Below are 15,209 nucleotides of genomic sequence, written 5' to 3' on the forward strand. Positions count from 1 at the left end.
GTGGTCTACTAAGGCATGCCGACCTGGGGATGGTTCATCGTGGCGTTGGTCCTCGTCGACGCCGCGGTGCTCGCGGCGTGGCTGTTGGCTCGCAAGAAGCCCGGCTCGTCCCCAGAGACCTCACGCAACATCAGGCTCGTCGGTCTCGACGAGAGCGCCCGCGCAGACATTCATCGACTGCTCGCTGCCAACAAGAAGGTCCAGGCCATCAAGGTCTTTCGTGAACGAACAGGTGCCGGGCTCCTCGACGCGAAGAACGCGATCGACTGCGTGCAGCGCGGCGAGCCCTTTCCGTCCTCGGCCACCATCGTCGATGCCGCGCAATCCGGTCCGACCCCCTGGGACGATCTGATCCCGCGGCTGCAGTCGCTCAAATCGGAGGGTAAGGCGATCTCGGCCATCAAACTGCTACGCGACCGAACCGGTCTGTCGTTGCGTGATGCCAAGAACGCGGTGGATCTGCTGTGACCGTGCGCGTGGCAGCACTCGCCGATGCACATCGCGTCGCCGAGGTGGCCGCGTCGACCTTTCAGCTCGCCTGCCCGCCGGGAACCCGGCCCGAGGACATCGAGCAGTTCATCTCGAACGTGTTGTCGGCCGAGCACTTCGAGAACTACATCGCCGACGTGACCAGAACGGTCCTCGTCGACGAGACCGCCGACGCAGACGTCGTGGGCTATGCGATGCTCGTATCCGGGACGCCTACGGACCCGGACATTCGCGCAGCCCTCTCGCACGAGCCGGCCATGGAGATCAGCAAACTCTACGTGCAACCGACCCAGCACGGCAGCGGAGCCGCGGGCCGATTGATGTCGTCGTCGTTGAATCACGCACGCGACTCCGGTTGTGCCGCAGCATGGTTGGGCGTCAATCAGCAGAACGTGCGGGCGCAGAAGTTCTACGCCAAACACGGATTCGAGATCGTGGGCACCAAGACGTTCGTCGTCGGAGTCCAGACGCACGACGACTACGTCATGCAGGTGACGCTGTGACGACCGCTCAGCCGACTGCAGCGAAACGAGACAACGCGAGCAGACGCGAGGTGGCGCGCAGGTACTTCTTGCGGTAGCCGCCTGCCAACATCTCCTCGGTGAAGATCTCGTCGAGCTTGCCGCCCGATGCCGTCACCGGGATACCGGCGTCGTAGAGACGGTCGGCGAGGACGACCAGTCGCAGCGCGATGGCCTGATCCGAAGCCGGGTGCACGTTCTTCAAGAACACGGCCGGAACGCCGTCGAGCAACTTGCCGTAGCGCGAGGGGTGCAGCGTGCTCAGATGCGCCAACAGCTCGTCGAAATCGTCCAGGGTTGCGCCCTCGACCGTCTCGGCGCGCTCGATCAGCTCCGACTCGGATGTGGGCTCGGGAGCCGGAGGCAGATCGCGGTGGCGGTAGTCGGGGCCGTCGACGCGGACCGACTCGAAGATCGAACCGAGCTTCTTGATCTCGCGCAGGAAGTCCTCGGCGGCGAAGCGGCCCTCACCGAGCTGCCCGGGCAGAGTGTTGGACGTCGCGACGATGGATACTCCGCGCTGTGAGAGCTCCGAGAGCAGCCGCGAGACCAGCATCGTGTCGCCTGGGTCGTCGAGCTCGAACTCGTCGATGCACAACACGCTGTGGTCCGAGAGTTCTTCGAGAGCCTTGTTGAAGCCGAGGGCACCGACGACGTGAGTGAGTTCGACGAACGTACCGAATGCCTTCGGCTCGGGAACGCTGTGGTAAATCGAAGCGAGCAGGTGAGTCTTGCCCACACCGAAGCCGCCGTCGAGGTACAGGCCGGCACCGATGGCCGGGGTCTTCTTGCCGAAGAGACCCCGCTTGCCCTTGCTGCGGATCTTCTGCGCCTTGTTCGCGAACTCCTCTGCCTTCTCGACCGCCGCAGCCTGTGTCGGCTCGTTGGGGTCTGGAATGTACGAGGAGAAACTGACGTCGTCGAACATCGCCGGCGGGACCATCTGTGCGATCAACTGATCGGAGGGAACCACGGGATTTCGGTCGACAAGGCGTGCGGGCATTTGTCGAGCGTAACGACGTGGTCTGATCTCTCTCATGCAGCTTCTCCATATTGGGACCTACTTCACATCACACCGGGCTCGATCGGCAGTGTTAGCCTCGCGGCATGACGGAGGACACACCGACCGCAACTCATCCTGACCTGTACACGAGGCTTGAACAAATAGCCGAGAACGCCGATCCTTCTTCCGGCCGACACAGGGTCCAAGATTTGGCGGATGGGCTCAACTCCGACAACCTCGAACTGCTGAAAGAACTTGTCAAGGACCCTTTAGTCGGACGCGCCGCCAGTAGGGCCGTCATCGCATACTTCACGTCTCTCGCAGCCTCGAATCGCGAGTGGCCGCGCCTGCTAGAGGGGTGGTGTCAGGAGGCACGCATCAGCGACGACCTTGCAATTCCGATTATCAACGCAATTACCTGGAACGCGCGCGAACGGGGCGCTTCTGCACTCTTGGGTATGTCGGTCGAAGACCTTCACGACTCGCGCCTCGACCCAGACCACCTGAAGTTTCGATCTTACATATTTCTGACTTCAGCTCGCTACAATTTTGACTTCTCCCTCATTCACCGCGGGTTCTCTTACTTGCCAGAACCGTTTCGTTCATCGACGGAGTACCTCACCGCACTGAAACTCTTTGCCCGTATGGGTCAGCGCAGAGATTACGAGCTGTCTACTGTCGAAGAAGTGCAGTCAGAGACTGACAGCGACAAGGTTCTTCAATTGCTCCTCCATGCGCTGTGGTTTACAGATGGAGAACGTGAGGCAGAATTGATGATTACCATTGCAGACAAGCTACTTTCCCAAAACCGCGCTGACAGCGTCACTTACATGAGGAAAGCTACTGCGCTTCGACGACTCGGGAAATACAGTTTAGCCACGGCGGCCATCGACCAGGCCATAAGCACCCTGGATGCTTCCGAAACAAAGATCCACCAGGATTACGTCCGCGAGCGTGAACTGATAGGAGTTCAACAGGAAACTGAATCAAGGATTGCCAAACTGGCCGAAAACATTATGCGCGACATGTCAGCCACCATCGAAAGTGAGGTTGAGTACTTTCGAGGCGAAATTGCCAAGCAGGGCGAAGAGTCGGCCCGACAAACGTCTGATGCACTATTTAAGGTCGTCGAAATTCTCGGTCTATTCACTGCACTAATCGCAGTAATAGCAGCCACGCTCGGGAGCGCATTCACTGGCGATTTGTCGTGGTGGCAAAGACTGACAATTGTCGCGGCTGGGACACTTTTCCCAATTGCATTCTTTGCGCTGCTCCGCCGCATCGTCGATCCCAAGTTTACTCGCAGAGAACTGATTGCGCATAGCGGAAATGGCAGGACGGATAATGAGTGACTCTCTCCGGGCACCGCTCGAATATGTGAGCGATATTATTGATGTTCGGATGGAAATCAAGCGAACCGTCGATAGTCCATCTACAGCAGCTCGGACATTGATAGATTACCTAGAGCGAAGAATTACGGCTCTGACTAGTGACCGCGGGCTAGAGCACGGAATTATGCTGTCGGGCGGAATCGACTCCATTCTCGTGGCGGCGGTTGCACGCAGACTGAGCATCGACCTGGTGGCGGTTACGTATGCCGTGGACGCTCCCCAGCTGGACGGGAGCCATAATGATGAGACGGGAGCCGTCGCCGTCGCTAAGCACTTAGGTTTCGAGCATCACGTTGTCCGCTCATCAACGGCTGAGCTACTCGATTCCGCGATTGCAGCCTCAAAGCTACTAAATAGTACGGAAATTTGGGAAATTTCCTCCGCAGTGCCAATTAGGGCATGCTTCAAGGAGTTCTCGAGATTGGGAATCAATGGTCCGATACTCACCGGAAGCGGCGCTGATGCCTTGTTTCTCGGCGGGAAGCGATTGAATAGCCCGGTTTCGAGCTCGTCAGCAATTCATGAGATGAACAGCATGATAGAGCAACAGGTTCTGAGGAACTTTAGCCGAAAGAGACTAATACCTGATTTTTTCGAACGAATTTTGGGCGAATCTTGCGACAGGTTCGTTCAGATATTTCAGACTGTAGAAGCATGGCAATTTTCGAAAACACTACTTCCAAGCGCGTTATTTTCAACGAACGGAAATCATGAGGACAAACTGTGCCTCCGCATGGCTGCAGAGATGCTTGGGGTTCCACGTGAACTAACGCGAAGCAAAAAGGATCCGATTCAGTACTCGTCAGGAGTAGTTGGGGGAATTGTACTAGAAGCTCGCAAATATCTCGCACAATTGCCAGGGGCTGAAACCTACACCAGCCCCCTTACTGAGCCTTTGGATCTATCCATTGCAAGACTCTTCCTACTGGCCCCACAAGTCCGAGATCGGAGCGACGATAGTATTGAGCAGAATTCCTGACATACAAAAAATATATGAGAACTCGACACCGCTTACCGGACCAAACATCCTGACTCTTGAGGAAATTTTCGAAGCTTACTCGTACGAAAGACCGACTGCTAACTCGAATGTCGTGGTCCGTGGTTCTTTCGTGTCCAGCATAGATGGCGCGTCATCAGTTGACGGAATTTCGGGAGGCCTGTCCTCGCACGCAGACAAAGCAATGTTCAGGATTCAGCGAGAGTTGACGGATTTGGTAGTGATCGGGTCTGGCACCGCAAAGGCTGAAAACTACTTCGGTGTCCGCAGCGACCAGGAACTAGAGGCACGCCGACGTGCACAAGGTCTATCTGCAGTTCCGCCGATCGCAGTACTCTCCTCAACTGCAGACCTAGACCCGGACAGTCAATTATTTACCAACACTTTCGTTCCGCCGATCGTAATAACCACGGATGCAGCACCCAAGACCAAGACGAAAGCTCTCGAATCCGCAGGCGCAGTAGTAATACACGCCGGAACCAGCCGAGTGAATGTCAAGCTTGCTCTGACCAGCCTGAGCCGCTTAGGGTTCGTTCGGATTCTGTGCGAGGGTGGCCCTAAGCTATTCGGTTCGATGCTTGCCGAAGACCTGGTGGATGATGTCTGTCTGACGTTGTCGCCCTCCCTCGTCGGAGGACGGGCAGGGCGGATCGCAGACTGGGACGGAGCTGCTGCTTCCGCGATGAGTCTGGCTCACGTGCTCGTCGCCGAAGACGGAACGCTGCTCACGCGCTGGGTGCGTCAGGCATGAGCAGCGCGCCGTCCGACACCGATCGAAAAGTCGATAGCCTCGCACGGTGACGCAGAAACGAACGTTGCTCGCCGCGGTCCTCGTCCTCGCCACGATGTGCGCGGCCTGTGGTGCCGGCCCGTCGCTCCGACCCGACGTCGCGGTCGAACAGCGCTCCCCCGGTCAGCCGGGCGAGCCCTCGACGGACGCACCCCCGGAACCGGTCGCACTTGCCGTGCCGACCAACGATCTCGCCTGGGCCGACTGCACCGCAGCCACACTCGGCACGTTCGGGCTCACCTCAACCACTCCCGGCCTGACACTCGAATGCGCAGAGTACGAAGCAGACGTGGATGCGAGCGGGCAGATGTTCGGCACTTTCGCCGTCGGCGCGCTGCGAGCCCGACTCGACAGAACGCCCAGCGATGCGGGACCGCTGGTGTTCACGTCCGGTTCGGATCGGTCGTCGATCGGCACGTTGGCCACGATGGCCGCAGGCCCGCTCGCGACGCTGCTCGAGGCTCATCCCATCGTTGCGGTGGATCGTCGCGGCATCGGCCGATCCACCGCCGTGGTCTGCATCGACGACACCCTCCAGTCTCCTACCAAGTCTGCTGTCGACGCGCTGGGGCAGTTCACCAGATCCGATGCCGACGCCGTCGACCGCGCTGTCGACGCAGGTCGTGACGCCACGATCGAGTGCACCGACACGTTGCAACCGCAGGAGCTCGCGTTCGGAACCACCTATGCCGCGGACGATCTGGACCGTCTGCGGCAACTCTGGGGTGTGGAACAGATCGGCCTGATCGGCTCGGGCAACGGCGCGCTCACCGCGTTGGCCTACGCAGCGAAGTTTCCGGCCAACATCTCGCGCCTGATCCTCGATTCACCGACCGGAGTGGGCGCAGATCAGATCACGTTGGCCGAGCAGCGGACACAGGGCAAGGAAGCAGCCTTCAGAGCGTTCACGCAGCGATGCGTCGCGCTGAACTGCTCGCTCGGCAGCGATCCGACGGCCGCCGTCGCCCAGCTGCTCCGACGCGCCGCCGGTGGCGAATTCTCGCCGCTGTCCACCCACGAGATTCTCGACGGCATCACTTTCGCCCTCGCATCGACGGCAGGCGACGCGTCGTCACGGGCCACTGGGCTGTCCACTGCACTGTCCTCGGCCGCCGGGTCCGACACCACCGCACTGTCGGCCCTCGCCGAGCGGGGTCGGAACGCCTACAGCACCGACGGGCAATTCGTGTCTCGGTGCACAGACGGGCAGCAGTGGCCGTCACCGCAGGGCGTTCGCGACCTGACGTCGCAGTGGACCGAGCGCTACCCGATCTACGGCACCGACGCCGCACTGACGGCTCTGCTGTGCTCGTCCTGGCCGACGGCTCCGTCCACTCCGCTGCCCACCTCTCTGGACGTTCCGGTGTTGGTCCTGTCCAACGCAGGCGACCCGATCGCCGGAAACGGCGGGCTGTCCTCGGTCACCGGGTTGGTCGGGGCTACCGGTGCAGGCGTCGCCTCGGCCGCGTGGCAGGGCAGCGGGCATCCGAGCCTGGGCGGATCGCAGTGTCTGCAGAGCGCTGCGGTGAACTACGCACGCGACAGCGCGCTTCCGACCGACGGCACCGTCTGCCCCGCCTGAACCGGGTGCCCATCGCGGGGTGTCCTTCGCCGGTGCGGTCACCGCCTCGGGTACCGTTCCCGGGTGTCACTTAGCTTTCTGGAGCCGCGGTCAGGGCGGACGACCGCCGAGGTAATCAAGTACGCCCTGTGGCCGATCGCCATCATGACCGTCATCCAGCGCGTGGTGATCAAGGCGGTCAACGGAGACATCACCAACGATTTCAACCCGGTGTACAGCGCCGCCCTGGCATTCCTCAACCGCCAGCCGGTGTACACGGCGAACTTCGACTCGGTCGATCCGCACTATCTGTACCAACCGAGCGCAACGATGCTGCTCTCCCCCATTGCATTCATCGACCCCGAGCGGTCCCGCTGGCTGTTCATCATCGCCAGCACCGTCGCGATTCTGCTGGCGCTGTACATCCTGTTGCGGATCTTCGGATTCCGGATCGATTCGGTAGCGGCCCCCGCTCTCCTGCTGGCCGCCTTCGTCAGCGAAACAGTGACCAACACGTTGGTGTTCACCAACTTCAACGGCTTCGTGCTTCTCGGTGAGGTGGCCTTCCTCGGGTTCCTCCTCCAGCGCAAGGACCTGTCGGCGGGCGTCGCCATGGGTCTGACTCTGGCGATCAAGCCGATGCTCGCGCCGCTGCTGCTGCTTCCGCTGATGACGCGTCAGTGGAAGGTCTTCATCACCTCGATCGCGATCCCCGTGGTGATGATGGCCATCGCCTGGCCGCTGTCGGTGGATCCGATGAACTTCATCGATCGGACGCTGCCGTACCTGCTGCAGACCCGCGACTACTTCAACAGCGCTGTCGTCGGTAACGGCCGCTACTACGGTGTTCCCGAACTCCTCACCCTCGGAATCCGAGCGGTACTGGGAATCATGGTTCTGATCTCGCTGTGGCTGCTCTACCGATACTGCCGCGAGGACCGACTCTTCTTCTTCGCGACCACCTCGGGCTTGATCCTCACCGCACACTGGCTGTTGGGCTCCCTCGGCCAGATGTACTACTCGATGATGCTGTTCCCGCTGCTGATGACCGTCGTGCTGAAGAACTCGCTGCTGCGCAACTGGCCGGCCTGGCTCGCGATCTACGGGTTCATGAACTACGACCGATGGCTCTCGGGCCGCTGGATCGAAACCGGCCGCGCCTTGGACTACCTCCGCACCACCTTCGGCTGGGCGCTGCTGATCGTCGTCATCTTCGGCGTCCTCGTCGGACGCTATTTCGCCGCTCGAAGCGAGGGACGACTCGACGACGGAATCGAACCCAGCTACCTGTTGCCGAGCGCTCCACCAGCCAAAACGGCATAGCCCGACAAATCGTATTAGCGTGTGAGCATGAGTTCAGCTACCGACAACAATTCCGCCCCGGCCGTCCAGCTCACCGATGCACAGTGGCGCGAGAAGCTGACCCCCGAGGAGTACGCGGTGCTGCGGCAAGCAGGCACCGAACGCCCCGGCGTCGGCGAATACACCGACACCACCACCGAAGGCATCTACGAATGCCGCGCCTGCGGTGCCGAACTGTTCCGTAGCACCGAGAAGTTCGAATCGCACTGCGGCTGGCCGTCCTTCTTCGACCCTGCCGACAGCGAAGCCGTCATCCTCAAAGAGGACACCACGCTCGGAATGCGCCGCGTCGAGGTCATCTGTCGCACGTGCCACAGCCACCTCGGCCACGTCTTCGAGGGCGAGGGCTACCCCACGCCGACCGACCAGCGGTACTGCATCAACTCGATCTCGTTGACGCTCAAGCCTGCATCCTGATCGGCGCTGCTCGAGCCATACTGTGAGCATGCGCACTTTCACCTCACCAGAGCAGATCAAAGCCGCCGTCGGCGAAGACCTGGGAACCAGCGATTGGCTGCAGATCACCCAGGAGCGGGTGAACACCTTCGCCGACGCCACCGGCGATCACCAGTGGATCCACGTCGACGTCGAGCGGGCGAAGAAGGAAAGCCCGTTCGGCGCACCGATCGCCCACGGATTTCTGAGCCTGTCCCTGGTGTCGATGCTCAACTGGCAGATCTACACCATCGAGAACACCAAGCTCGGAATCAACTACGGCTCCAACAAGGTTCGCTTCATCAACCCGGTGAAGGTCGGAGCTCACGTACGGCTGCAGACCACCCTCGTCTCCGCCGAGGAAGTATCCGGTGGAGCACTACAGCTGGTGACGGCGGGAACGTTGCAGATCGAGGGCGAGGACAAGCCCGCGCTCGTCGCCGAGATCATCTCTCGGGTCGTGTTCTGACCCCGGACCGAACTGGTGGATCGAACGCGGTGATCGGCGGCAACGGCTCGTCGTAGCGTTCGATCTCCACCAACACGTGCTGACCGGTGCACCCCCGCGCGAGCGCCGACGATCCCTCGTCTGCGGTGAGCACGTTCACGCTGCCGTGCACGCACATCGAATTGGGATCGGCCGGATCTTCAGGGTCGTACCAGGCACCGGTGGACAGCTGAACGACCGACTCGAGCATCGCATCGTCGACGACCACACCGGCCAGGCACGATCCGCGGTCGTTGAACACTCGGACGACGTCACCGTCGCACACTCCCCTGGCCGCGGCCGCCGACGAGTGCATTCGTATCGGCTCCCTACCCTGAATCTTCGAGTTACGGCTCACCGCACCGTGATCGAGCTGACTGTGCAACCTGGTGCGCGGCTGGTTGGCGATCAGGTGCAACGGAAACTGCTCGGCCCTCGGCCCGCCGAGCCATTCCTGTGGCTCGAACCACATCGGATGCCCACGGCAGTCCTCGTAGTCGAAGCCCGCCACTGTCGCCGAGAAGATTTCGATCTTCCCGCTCGGGGTGCGCAACGCGTTGCCCACCGGGTCGCGTCGGAAATCCTCGAAGAACGTCAGATCGTCCTCGGTCTTCATCCGAAACGACCCCTCGCGCCGGAAATTTTCGTATTCCGGAGTATCGACGCCCCCGGCGCGTAGATAGCCGCGCCACTGCTCGTACAGATGCTCGAGCCACTGCTGCGAGCTACGCCCCTCGGTGAACTGCTCGCCCACACCGAGTTTCGTCGCCAGCTCGGCGAACGTGTCGTAATCGTCGCGGGAGTCGGCGAATCGCGCGGCGGCCGGGTCCATCGCGACGAGCAAGGGATCGTTGCGCGTGCAGCTCAGATCCGATCGCTCCAACGACGTGGTCGACGGGACGACGATGTCAGCGTGCTTGGCCATCGGTGTCCAGTACGGGTCGTGCACCACGACTGTGTCGGTTCTGCCGAGTGCGCGGCGCAGCCGCCCCAGATCCTGGTGGTGGTGGAACGGATTTCCGCCGGCCCAGTAGACGATCTTGATGTCCGGGTAGGTCAATCGCTTACCGTCGTAGTCGAATTCACCACCGGGATTCAGCAGCATGTCCGAGACCGCGGCGACCGGAATCAGGTCGGGTACGGGATTGATGCCTTGCGGCAGCGTCGGCAACGGATACGGCACCGGGGCCAGACCGGGCTCGTTCATCGACCCGTACCCGTGCCCGAATCCTCCGCCCGGAACGCCGATTCCACCGAGCATCGACGCCAGGGTGACGCCCATCCACGGTGCCTGCTCCCCGTGCCTCGTCCGCTGCAGCGACCAGGTGACCGTCACCATCGTGCGTTTCGACGCCATCTCCCGAGCGAGATCCGCGATCACCGCGGACTCGATGCCGCAGATCGCAGACGCCCACTGCGGGGTCTTGGGGGTTCCGTCAGTGATACCGAGGAGGTACCGCTCGAATTCGGGGTATCCCTCGCAGTACTTCTCCAGAAACGCTGTGTCGTGCAGCTTCTCATCGGCGAGTACGTAGGCCAGAGCCAGCATCATCGCCACGTCGGTACCGGGCCGCGGAGCGATCCATCGGGCGTCGCCCGACATGTCGTTGCGCAAGGGACTGACTGTAACTATCTGTCCGCCGCGGGCACGCATCGCGTCGAGCGAGTCGACGGTCGGATGATCCGACGTACCGCCGTGATTGATGCCGGTGTTCTTCACCGGAACTCCCCCGAATGCCACGAGCAGTTCGGTGTGTGCGGCGATCACTTTCCAGGATGTGGAGCGCGAGAACATCTTCCAATGCGCACCGAGAACGTGCGGCATGATGACGCCGGTCGCACCCAGGGAGTAGCTGTGCACCGATCGGGTGTAACCGCCGATGCAGTTGAGGAAGCGATGCACCTGACTCTGCGCGTGGTGGAAACGTCCGGCACTCGCCCAACCGTACGACCCGCCGTAGATCGCGTTGTTGCCGAATGTGTCGACGACTCTGCGTAATTCGGCCGCCAGCAGATCGGTGAGCTCGTCCCAGGACACCTCGACGAACTCGTCGCTGCCACGCTTGTCGGTCGGCCCCGGCCCGTGCTCGAGCCAGCCCCTACGCACTGCCGGGGAGGTGATACGGGATCGATGGGTCACCGACCCGACGAGGTTCCCCAGTACCGGGGACGGATTTCTGTCGGTCACCTGGGGATGGACGGCAGTGACATCGCGTCCGTCCGACTCGGCCCGAAACATGCCCCAGTGGCCCATGTGCTGGACGCCGGCCACTCCGGTCATCGAACCACCCCGGTCATCGAATTCCGAAGGCGCTCAACGCTGCCAGCAGTGCATCGGGCCGCTGCGCCGTCGGCACCGGATCCACGAGAGCGAAGCTGCATCCGATCTCCTGCGCCGCACCGTCGGCCTCGGCACTGTCGCCCACCATCAACGTCCGGGAGGGATCGACGCCCAAGGCCGCGACCGCGTGCCGGAAGATCTCCGGTTGCGGTTTGACGTGACCGACCTCGAACGAGAGCACGAAGTGATCGACATACCGATCGAGATCGCGATCAACGAAGGCAGGCCGGATATCGAACGCGATGTTGCTGAGCACACCGACCCGAACCGACTCGTGCGCAAGTCTTTTCAGCACCGCCCCGGTGTCCGGATACGGCGTCCACGAGTCTGCGTCGATCACGCGGCCGTACACCGACTCGGCCTGCTGTGGGTCGGTGACACCGGACTGAGCCAGCACGTGCAGATACGCCTGTCGGTGCAGCGCTGGGTCGAGGTCTCGGTGTCGCCAGGCATGACGCGTCGCGTCGTCGAACTCGACCGTCTCCCCCACCGGCGCGGTCATCCGACGCATCAGTTCCGCAGCTCCGGCACCGTCGACGGGGGTGCCGTCGGCATCGTGGACGCCGTCGAACCAGGAGGGGTGTTCCTCGAGCCTGAACAACGTGCCCGAGAAGTCGAACAGGACGGCCTCGATCGTGGGTGTGCCCGTCGTCGTCACGGCAGGGATTCGACGAGCGCGTCCACCTCGACCCGAGGGCCGGTGAAGAACGGGGTTTCCTCGCGTACGTGTCGCCTCGCCTCGGTGGCCCGCAGGTCACGCATCAGGTCCACGATGCGATCGAGTTCGGGGGCTTCGAAGGCCAGGATCCACTCGTAGTCGCCGAGTGCGAACGACGGCACGGTGTTCGCCCGCACGTCCTTGTAGCCACGTGCAGCCATACCGTGATCGGCGAGCATCGTGCGGCGCTCGTCGTCGGGCAGCAGGTACCAATCGATCGACCGCACGAACGGGTAGACGCAGATGTACGCGCCCGGATCCTCACCGGCGATGAAGGCCGGGACGTGGCTCTTGTTGAACTCGGCCGGGCGGTGCAGCGCGGTGTTGCTCCACACCGGAGTGCTCGCCTTGCCCAGCGCGGTGGTGCGACGGAAATCGGAATACGTCGCCTGCAGGTCCTCGATGCGCTCGGCGTGTGTCCACACCATGAAGTCGGCGTCGGCGCGCATGCCGGCGATGTCGTAGACCCCGCGCACCGCAACGCCCTTGTCTTCACGACCTTCGAAGAACACCTTCGCTTCCTTGGCGGCCGCGGCCCGATCCTCGCCCAGAACACCGGGTGTGACCTTGTAGACCGAGAACATCAAGTAACGAAGAGTCGAATTGAGCGCTGAGTAATCGAGGCGTGCCATGGCCCTATCGTGCCACTTCGATCAGACGGGCGGCAGCGGTGGTGGCGGACGCAATACACGCGGGCACCCCGACGCCGCGCTGCCAGGCCCCGGTGACCTCGAGGCCGGGTAGGTCTGCGACTCCGGCCTCGATGGCGGCCACGCGATCGAGGTGCCCCGGCGCGTACTGCGGCAGGCCTCCCGGCCAGCGCTGCACGGTCGCAGCGAGCGGCTGCGCATCGATGTTCGCCACCGCCGCGAGGTCGTTCAGCGCCGTCTCGATCGACTCCGCGTCGGATCGGTCCGAGGCCGTGGTGTCACCGAATCGGCCGAGCGAGGCCCGCAGCAGTACCGCGTCACGCTCGCCGAGGTGCGGCCACTTGCGGCTCGACAGGGTGAATGCCTTGACGTCCAAGCCCGCGTCCGTGGCCACCAGGATTCCCGAATTCTGCGGCAGCTCCGTCGTCTTGGGGAAAGCGAGCGCGACGACGACCGAGGACGCCAGTTCTATGTCGCCTGCGGCCTGCGACGCCGCGGGCGCCACCTCGGCGATGAGCCGACCGAGAATCGGCGCAGGGACCGCCAGCACCACTCCGTCGACGAGTCCGAGTCCATCGACGAACCAGCCGGCGGCCTCGCAGCGGATCTCCTCGACACCTGCTCCGACGACCGTCCTGGCATCGGTCGCAGCGACGAGTGCATCGAGCAACACCGCATAACCGTCGCGCAGCCCGCCGAACACCGGTCCCGGCGACGGCGTGGGCAGTGCAGCCCGCACGGCCTCGGTCAAGTTCGCCGCTCCGGCGTCCAACGCGGTAGCCAACGTGGGCAGTGCCGCGCGGACGCCGATCGAAGTCGACGAAGCGGAGTACACGCCGCCGAGCAACGGATCGACCGAACGGCGCACCACCTGGGAGCCGAACCTGGAGCCCACGAGATCGGCCACACTCACGTCCGAACCCGCCGTCCATGCGAAGGGCCGCGCGGTCTCGGTCTCGATGAGGTGCAGGTCTTCGGGGTCCACCAGATCTCGTACCGAATCGGCGGACGACGGGATGCCCATCAGAGTGCCGAGCGGGAGCGCGTGCGTTCGACCGCCGGAGAAGACGAGCGGACGCACCGGTGCCGGATACACCAGCTGATCCGACAGACCGAGCTCGGCGAGCAGTGCCGGCACCTCCGGACGTCGACCGATGAAGGCCTCCGCACCGACGTCGAGCGAGTCCGTGCCGACCGGGGTGGTGCGCAGCGTGCCGCCGATGCGAGACGAGGCCTCGACCAGAGTGATCTCGGCATTCGGGCCGCAGGACTGCCGAAGGCGATACGCCGCGACGAGGCCGGAGATTCCGCCGCCGACCACGGCATATCGCCGCACCGTCACAACGAATGCACCAGCGACACCACTCGCGTCAGAATCTCGGGATCGGTATCGGGAAGCACTCCGTGTCCGAGGTTGAACACATGTCCCCGCGCACCGGCCGCCACCGCGCGGTCTGCCTCGGCGGCAATGCGTCGAACTTCCGTCTCCACGGCATCCCAGCCCGCGAACAGCACCGCTGGATCGAGATTGCCCTGCAGAGCTTTGCCGTTGCCGACACGATGCACGGCGTCGTCGAGTGGGATCCGCCAGTCGACGCCGACCACATCGGCACCGGCCTCACCCATCGCCCCGAGCAACTCTCCGGTTCCGACGCCGAAGTGGATCTTCGGCACTCCGGCCGAGGACACTGTCTCGAACACTCTCTGCGAGTGTGGCAAGACGTATTCGCGGTAGTCGGCGAGGGACAACGCACCCGCCCAGGAGTCGAACACCTGCACTGCGTCGACGCCTGCGGCCAGCTGAGCCTGCAGGAAGGTGATCGTCGTGGTGGCCAGTGCGTCGAGCAGGGCGTGCCAGGTGGCCGGATCGGACCGCATGAGTGCCTTGGTCTTCTCGTGATTGCGACTCGGGCCGCCCTCGACCAGATACGACGCGAGGGTGAACGGTGCGCCTGCGAAACCGATGAGCGGTGTACCGGCGAGTTCGCGGGTGAGGATCCGTACTGCATCGGCCACCGGCTCCACCTGATCGGAAGTCAGGACGGGAAGTGCGGCTACGTCGGCAGCCGACCGCACCGGCTGCGCGACGACCGGTCCGGTGCCTGCGACGATGTCGAGATCGATACCGGCGGCCTTGAGCGGAACAACGATGTCCGAGAACAGGATTGCCGCGTCCACGTCGTGCCGACGAAAAGGCTGCAGGGTGATCTCGGCGACGAGGTCGGGTCGGAAGCACGAATCCAACATGCCGATGCCGGCGCGAATCTTGCGGTACTCGGGCAGCGACCTACCCGCCTGGCGCATAAACCACACCGGCCGACGCGAGGGAGCTCGACCGGCGATCGCGGCCAGGAACGGCGCGTCCGGGAGTTCTCGACGGGCGGGGGCTGTGGCGTGCAGTTCGGCGTTCATCGGGTTCCATGCTGCCACGCGTCGGTAAAGCTCCTGCCACCAAGGGCGACAC

At 63.0% G+C, this 15,209-nt stretch carries 15 protein-coding genes; 9 read left to right on the top strand and 6 right to left on the bottom strand.

The features are described from left to right. Nucleotides 1-15 precede the first annotated feature (15 nt). Together AYK61_RS04735 and AYK61_RS04740 are read left to right on the top strand one after the other, a co-directional pair. Nucleotides 16-468, top strand: coding sequence for a hypothetical protein (locus AYK61_RS04735; protein ID WP_121869999.1), 453 nt, complete (start codon nt 16-18; stop codon nt 466-468). Then, nucleotides 465-992 (top strand): GNAT family N-acetyltransferase, encoded by a 528-nt coding sequence (locus AYK61_RS04740; RefSeq protein WP_121870000.1) that lies wholly within the window; start codon nt 465-467, stop codon nt 990-992. Before AYK61_RS04735 ends, AYK61_RS04740 begins: the two co-directional genes overlap by 4 nt. Nucleotides 993-999: 7 nt before the next feature. On the opposite strand, the gene zapE is transcribed toward AYK61_RS04740, so the two are convergent. After that, nucleotides 1,000-2,013, bottom strand: coding sequence for a cell division protein ZapE (gene zapE, locus AYK61_RS04745; RefSeq protein ID WP_121870001.1), 1,014 nt, complete (start codon nt 2,011-2,013; stop codon nt 1,000-1,002). A 104-nt stretch (nt 2,014-2,117) separates the two neighbouring features. Between zapE and AYK61_RS04750 the strand changes: the two genes are divergently transcribed. From AYK61_RS04750 to AYK61_RS04780, 7 genes are all read left to right on the top strand, one after another. Then, complete coding sequence (locus tag AYK61_RS04750) at nt 2,118-3,365, top strand: hypothetical protein (protein WP_121870002.1); 1,248 nt, start codon at nt 2,118-2,120, stop codon at nt 3,363-3,365. Beyond that, nucleotides 3,358-4,383: an asparagine synthase C-terminal domain-containing protein gene (locus AYK61_RS04755; RefSeq protein ID WP_183130154.1), complete on the top strand. Its 1,026-nt coding sequence runs from the start codon at nt 3,358-3,360 to the stop codon at nt 4,381-4,383. Before AYK61_RS04750 ends, AYK61_RS04755 begins: the two co-directional genes overlap by 8 nt. 112 nt (nt 4,384-4,495) lie before the next feature. Then, complete coding sequence (locus tag AYK61_RS04760) at nt 4,496-5,152, top strand: pyrimidine reductase family protein (protein ID WP_121870004.1); 657 nt, start codon at nt 4,496-4,498, stop codon at nt 5,150-5,152. A 46-nt stretch (nt 5,153-5,198) separates the two neighbouring features. Next, nucleotides 5,199-6,773 carry an alpha/beta fold hydrolase gene (locus AYK61_RS04765; RefSeq protein ID WP_121870005.1) on the top strand — a complete coding sequence of 525 codons (1,575 nt, stop codon included), beginning with the start codon at nt 5,199-5,201 and terminating at the stop codon, nt 6,771-6,773. Nucleotides 6,774-6,836: 63 nt separating this feature from the next. Then, complete coding sequence (locus tag AYK61_RS04770; protein WP_121870006.1) at nt 6,837-8,075, top strand: glycosyltransferase family 87 protein; 1,239 nt, start codon at nt 6,837-6,839, stop codon at nt 8,073-8,075. Nucleotides 8,076-8,102: 27 nt separating this feature from the next. Continuing rightward, nucleotides 8,103-8,531 carry a peptide-methionine (R)-S-oxide reductase MsrB gene (gene msrB / locus AYK61_RS04775; protein ID WP_121870007.1) on the top strand — a complete coding sequence of 143 codons (429 nt, stop codon included), beginning with the start codon at nt 8,103-8,105 and terminating at the stop codon, nt 8,529-8,531. A 28-nt stretch (nt 8,532-8,559) separates the two neighbouring features. After that, complete coding sequence (locus tag AYK61_RS04780; RefSeq protein ID WP_183130156.1) at nt 8,560-9,018, top strand: MaoC family dehydratase; 459 nt, start codon at nt 8,560-8,562, stop codon at nt 9,016-9,018. Here the strand turns inward: AYK61_RS04780 and AYK61_RS04785 are convergent. The 5 genes from AYK61_RS04785 to hemE are packed head-to-tail and all read right to left on the bottom strand — an operon-like array spanning nt 8,996 to nt 15,157. Continuing rightward, on the bottom strand, nt 8,996-11,317 hold the full coding sequence (locus tag AYK61_RS04785) for a molybdopterin-dependent oxidoreductase (protein WP_183130157.1): 2,322 nt from the start codon (nt 11,315-11,317) through the stop codon (nt 8,996-8,998). The two genes, AYK61_RS04780 and AYK61_RS04785, sit on opposite strands and share 23 nt — an antisense overlap. Before the next feature lie 13 nt (nt 11,318-11,330). Beyond that, nucleotides 11,331-12,035 (bottom strand): HAD family hydrolase, encoded by a 705-nt coding sequence (locus AYK61_RS04790; RefSeq protein ID WP_121870008.1) that lies wholly within the window; start codon nt 12,033-12,035, stop codon nt 11,331-11,333. Further along, entirely contained in the window at nt 12,032-12,727 is a 696-nt protein-coding gene (hemQ, locus tag AYK61_RS04795; protein WP_121870009.1) for a hydrogen peroxide-dependent heme synthase, read from the bottom strand. Before hemQ ends, AYK61_RS04790 begins: the two co-directional genes overlap by 4 nt. 4 nt (nt 12,728-12,731) lie before the next feature. Then, nucleotides 12,732-14,087: a protoporphyrinogen oxidase gene (locus AYK61_RS04800; RefSeq protein WP_121870010.1), complete on the bottom strand. Its 1,356-nt coding sequence runs from the start codon at nt 14,085-14,087 to the stop codon at nt 12,732-12,734. Then, complete coding sequence (gene hemE, locus AYK61_RS04805; protein WP_121870011.1) at nt 14,084-15,157, bottom strand: uroporphyrinogen decarboxylase; 1,074 nt, start codon at nt 15,155-15,157, stop codon at nt 14,084-14,086. The genes AYK61_RS04800 and hemE overlap by 4 nt, the downstream gene beginning before the upstream one ends. Nucleotides 15,158-15,209 lie beyond the last annotated feature (52 nt).

The organism is Rhodococcus sp. SBT000017, assembly GCF_003688915.1.
Classification (GTDB): Bacteria; Actinomycetota; Actinomycetes; order Mycobacteriales; family Mycobacteriaceae; genus Rhodococcoides.